The sequence below is a fragment of the Amycolatopsis albidoflavus genome (assembly GCF_039525725.1).
Taxonomy (GTDB): domain Bacteria; phylum Actinomycetota; class Actinomycetes; order Mycobacteriales; family Pseudonocardiaceae; genus Amycolatopsis; species Amycolatopsis albidoflava.
Genome location: NZ_BAAAHV010000035.1, coordinates 1 through 891 on the forward strand (window position 1 = coordinate 1; position 891 = coordinate 891).

The following is an 891-nucleotide window of genomic DNA, read 5'->3' on the forward strand; positions in this document are numbered from 1 at the left end:
CTTGTCCAATGTGGAGGTGGCGGAGCGGCTCGGGATCAATCGGATGACGGTGGGCAAGTGGCGGTCCCGGTTCGTCGCGCAGCGATTGGACGGGCTGGTCGACGAGGACCGGCCGGGCCGGCCGCCGTCGATCACGCTCGAGAAGGTCGAGGACGTGATCGTGACGACCCTGGAGCAGACGCCCCGCAACGCCACGCATTGGTCACGCGCGTCGATGGCCGAACGGTCCGGACTGTCGCGCTCGACGATCGGGCGGATCTGGCGGGACTTCGGGCTCAAACCCCACCAGGCCGACACCTTCAAGCTGTCCGCCGACCCGTTGTTCGTGGACAAGGTCGTCGATGTCGTCGGGCTCTATCACCATCCTCCGGAACGGGCGGTGGTGCTGTGCGCCGACGAAAAAAGCCAGGTTCAAGCACTGGACCGCTCCCAGCCGGTACTGCCGATGATGCCGGGCATGCCCGAGCGCCGCAGCCACGACTACGCCCGCCACGGCATCACCAGCCTATTCGCCGCGTTCAACATCGCCGACGGCACCGTCATCGGCGAACTGCACCGCAAGCATCGAGCCGCCGAGTTCAAGAAGTTCCTGACCACGATCGACAAGACCGTCCCCGCCGAACTCGACATCCACCTGGTCTGCGACAACTACGGCACCCACAAGACCCCGGCGATCAAGGCATGGCTGGCCAGGCACCCCCGGTTCCACATGCACTTCACCCCCACCGGATCGAGCTGGATCAACCAGGTCGAGCGCTGGTTCGGGTTTCTCACCGATCAACTGATCCGGCGCGGCGTCCACAAAAGCGTTGCGGCACTGGAGAAAGACATCCGCGAGTGGATCAAGGACTGGAACCGGGACCCGAAACCGTTCGTGTGGACCAAGACCGC

Annotated in this window: 1 protein-coding gene; it reads left to right on the forward strand. The window is 65.0% G+C overall.

Annotated features, from left to right (window positions below):
* Window positions 1-891, forward strand: an 891-nt coding sequence (locus ABD156_RS47750) for an IS630 family transposase (protein WP_344288925.1), incomplete at both ends; no start/stop codon positions are given.